The sequence below is a fragment of the Psychrobacter sp. 1Y4 genome (genome assembly GCF_051847555.1).
In genome coordinates, this window is record NZ_JBPYDE010000312.1 from 1 (window position 1) to 864 (window position 864).

1 protein-coding gene and 1 pseudogene are annotated in these 864 nt (G+C 43.1%); both read right to left on the minus strand.

The window, feature by feature from the left end; translation table 11 throughout:
• Positions 1-498 (minus strand): RIP metalloprotease RseP (gene rseP, locus ACS8FC_RS15990; protein WP_439297495.1); only part of this gene is annotated, 498 nt, incomplete at its 3' end.
• Positions 499-642: 144 nt separating this feature from the next.
• Positions 643-864 (minus strand): annotated as a pseudogene (locus ACS8FC_RS15995) (1-deoxy-D-xylulose-5-phosphate reductoisomerase); the annotation flags it as partial.

The window sequence follows — 864 nt, forward strand, 5'->3', positions numbered from 1 at the left end:
ATTGATACCTTCCCACGTCTGTACATCGTGTCCATCAATCGCAACAATCTTATCACCGACAGGTAACTGCGCCATCGCAGCTGGGGTATCTGGCAGTACTTGCCCGATTTTGGTAGCCAATTGCTCAGACGGCGTCATAAACAACACCCAAAAAAGCGCAATAGCAATGATGAAATTCATGATAGGGCCAGCGGCGACAATCGCAATCTTCTTGAGCGGATGCTGATAATTAAATGCCAAATGCTGCTCATCTTTTGCGACATTGCCTTCACGCTCATCAAGCATTTTGACATAGCCACCGAGTGGCAATGCTGAGATACGATAATCGATGCCACTTTTTTTGCTGGTCCAGCCAAATAGTTTAGGGCCAAAACCGATAGAGTACGTTAATACTTTGACGCCGCACATCCGTGCCACGATATAGTGACCCCACTCATGTAAGGCAATGAGTGGACCTAAGACAAATATTGCCGCAAGAAGCGTTAATAAAAACGTCATGATCTTTTCTCAGTATTGTTGCTTAGCATTTTTTATCAACATTAACATCGACATCTTCACTAATATCGTTTATTAGCACCATCTTTTAACCAAGAGGCTGTCTATTGCTAACGATTTATACGCTATTGCTAATGATTGCTACGATTATGCCAACTTTGCTACAAGCTTATCAGTAAGGTGACGCGCTATCTTGTCAATGGCTAATATATCTTCTATGTCAGCCGTTTCGTTTAATGGTGGCAGCTGTATATCGTTTAAGGCACGCTCATTGATATCAGCAATGTCAGTTAAACGAATTTGTCCATCCAAAAACGCCGCCACTGCAATTTCGTTGGCTGCATTTAGTACAATAGTCGCCTGCGTACC